This is a genomic window from Terriglobus sp. YAF25, assembly GCF_052113305.1.
GTDB lineage: Bacteria > Acidobacteriota > Terriglobia > Terriglobales > Acidobacteriaceae > Terriglobus.
This window is the reverse complement of sequence record NZ_JBFRCY010000726.1, coordinates 1-2,872: the sequence shown is the minus strand read 5'-3', so window position 1 is coordinate 2,872 and position 2,872 is coordinate 1. Positions and strand designations below refer to the sequence as shown.

3 protein-coding genes are annotated in these 2,872 nt (G+C 59.2%); 1 reads left to right on the top strand and 2 read right to left on the bottom strand.

Annotation, left to right across the window (positions count from 1 at the left end):
* Positions 1-38 precede the first annotated feature (38 nt).
* Positions 39-605 carry a nitroreductase family protein gene (locus AB4043_RS22925; RefSeq protein ID WP_442308202.1) on the top strand — a complete coding sequence of 189 codons (567 nt, stop codon included), beginning with the start codon at positions 39-41 and terminating at the stop codon, positions 603-605.
* Positions 606-666: 61 nt separating this feature from the next.
* Here AB4043_RS22925 and AB4043_RS22920 read toward each other — a convergent pair whose 3' ends face one another.
* On the bottom strand, positions 667-1,194 hold the full coding sequence (locus AB4043_RS22920; RefSeq protein WP_442308201.1) for a DUF2199 domain-containing protein: 528 nt from the start codon (positions 1,192-1,194) through the stop codon (positions 667-669).
* Between the two features lie 3 nt (positions 1,195-1,197).
* Positions 1,198-2,724, bottom strand: a complete 1,527-nt coding sequence (locus tag AB4043_RS22915; protein WP_442300656.1) for a fumarate hydratase — start codon at positions 2,722-2,724, stop codon at positions 1,198-1,200.
* Between the last annotated feature and the right edge of the window lie 148 nt (positions 2,725-2,872).

Genomic DNA, 2,872 nt, shown 5'->3' with positions numbered 1-2,872 from the left:
ACCCAAAGGCATCACTACCTCGAAGGAGCATCTGCACAATGCCCGATCTCGAACACATCAAGCACGGCCCCTCGGAGACTGGGGTTCTCGACCTGATCCTCAAGCGCTGGAGCCCCCGCGCTTTCTCTGATAAGCCCGTGGCCGCGGAAGACCTGAAGAAGATCTTTACCGCCGCCGGATGGGCGGCCAGCTCCTACGGCGAAGAACCCTGGCGCTTCATTGTCGGCATCAAGGGCGACAGCACCTACGACAAGATCTATTCCACGCTGGTCGAGTTCAACCAGGGATGGGCAAAGTCTGCTCCTGTGCTCTACCTCACCGCCGCCAAGAAGACCTTCACCGCCAATGGCCATCCGGACTACCACAACCTGCACGACACCGGCGCCGCCTCAGCCACGGCAGCACTGCAGGCCATCGCTCTCGGCATCCACACCCACGGTATGGGCGGCTTCGACCACAAGAAAGCCCGCGAGGTCTTCCAAATCCCCGAGGACTTCGACGTAGGCGCCGTATGGGCCCTCGGTTACCTCGGCGACGCGAATACCCTGCAGGGCGGCATGAAGGATCAGGAGCTTTCTCCCCGCAAGCGCAAGCCCTTCCCTTAGGGACATGGGTATTCGCGCGACGCGCGAACCTAGGGTGACACCTCGAATTTCGTACCCCTAGTCAAAAGTAAGGATTCGGCCATGCAAAACCGAAGAAAGATATCTCCTTCGCCATTTGCAGCGATATCCCATTCTTTTGCTGAAGAAACAAGGGATGACCCGGGTCATCAATAAAAAATACAGGGCGTTGACCGACTTCTTGTAAGCGAACCGTGATCTGAAGGTTGAAAGGATCGGGTTCCATACTCATCTTATTAGCGAGCCTTCCCTTGAACGGCCCATGCCGATGCTCCCGGCCTTCTTCCTCCCAACAGTCCGAAATCTCATCGAAGTCCCCTTCCCGGAGAAGCGCCCAAACTCCCCAGAGGAAAGGAGCCTCCTCTCCAAGAATCGGGATCTCAATCAATCCACGAAGGAAGAACTCTTTGCCGTCAACAATGCACTGGTCAGAACCGGCAACCACACGGCTCTCGAACTCTTCATGCGAGCAAGATGCAACCGGATCGGGAAAATCAGCTGCAAAACTGAACGGAATGTCGCTGTGAGCCTCCCCACGCGTCGAACAGACCCATGATTCGCCGATCAACACCCCCTACTGCAGAATCGCCACTCCCTCAAACTCCCCGGCAATCCTCGCCTTCCACTCTGCCGGCCCGGTCTCGTGCACACTGACACCATTGGAATCCACCGCCACCGTCACCGGCATATCCCTCACCGTGAACTCGTAGATGGCCTCCATGCCCAGGTCTTCAAAGGCCAGCACACGCGATGCCTTGATAGCCTTCGAGACCAGATACGCGGCTCCGCCAACGGCCATCAGGTAGACAGCCTTGTTATCGCGAATCGCCTCGATCGCCGCAGGTCCACGCTCGCTCTTACCCACCATGCCCAGCAGACCTGTCTGCTCCAGCATCTGGCGCGTGAACTTATCCATCCGCGTCGCTGTCGTCGGACCTGCCGGCCCGACAACCTCTTCGCGCACGGGATCGACCGGGCCAACGTAGTAGATAAAGCGTCCGGTGAAGTCGACCGGCAGCTTCTCACCCTTATTGAGCATCTCGATCATCCGCTTATGTGCGGCATCGCGGCCGGTCAGCAGCTTACCGTTCAGCAGCAGCACTTCGCCCGGCTTCCACGTTGCGACCTCTTCGCGGGTCACGGTATCGAGATCGACACGGCGCGCATTCGCCGGTGAGTACGTCAGCTCCGGCCAGTCTTCCAGCGATGGAGCCTCGATGTGCGCCGGTCCTGAGCCATCCAGATGAAAGTGCGCATGGCGCGTTGCTGCGCAGTTGGGAATCATCGCCACCGGTAGATTGGCCGCGTGCGTCGGATAGTCGAGGATCTTGATATCGAGCACCGTCGTCAGGCCACCCAGACCCTGCGCACCGATACCCAGCGCATTGATCTTGCGGTAAAGCTCGATACGCATCTCTTCCAGCTTGTCCTGCGGCCCGCGCGCGATCAGCTCCTGCATGTCGATCGGTTCCATCAGCGCCTGCTTGGCCAGCAGCATCGCCTTCTCCGCCGTTCCGCCAATACCGATACCTAGCATGCCCGGTGGGCACCATCCAGCGCCCATCGACGGCACGGTCTTCACGACCCAGTCCACAATCGAATCTGACGGATTCAGCATGGCGAACTTCGACTTCGCCTCACTGCCGCCGCCCTTGGCTGCAACGATGACGTCGATACTATCGCCCTGCACCAGCTCGATATTCACCACCGCCGGCGTGTTGTCCTTCGTATTCTTGCGGCCAAAGGCCGGATCGGCGAGAACGCTGGCGCGCAGGCGATTGTCTGGATGGTTATAAGCCCGGCGCACACCCTCGTCGCACATGGATTGCACATCCATGGTCGCGCCCTCCCACTGCACGCCCATACCGATCTTCAGGAAAACGGTCACAATGCCGGTGTCCTGGCAGATGGGACGGTGCCCCTCGGCGCACATCCGGCTGTTGATCAGGATCTGAGCCATTGCGTCTTTGGCCGCAACCGACTCCTCCAACTCATACGCCCGAGCCAGGTTCTTGATGTAGTCCACCGGGTGGTAGTAGCTGATGTACTGGAGCGCGTCCGCAACGCTCTGGATAAGGTCTTCCTGTTTGATCGTGGCCATCGGATAGGTTCCTGCATCCATTTTACGGCTCGGATAAGATCGTTGTACTCACAGCGCAGCCGCGAAACCGTTACCTGCTGCGCCGGATCTCCCAGGGACTGACTATGCGCAAACTCCTGCTTGCCGCTGCCCTCTCGCTCTCCACCAC

Excerpts from the sequence above, each read along its gene's own strand:
- AB4043_RS22925 (WP_442308202.1), top strand. The coding sequence starts at position 39 with ATGCCCGATCTCGAACACATCAAGCACGGCCCCTCGGAGACTGGGGTT.
- AB4043_RS22915 (WP_442300656.1), bottom strand. The coding sequence starts at position 2,724 with ATGGCCACGATCAAACAGGAAGACCTTATCCAGAGCGTTGCGGACGCG.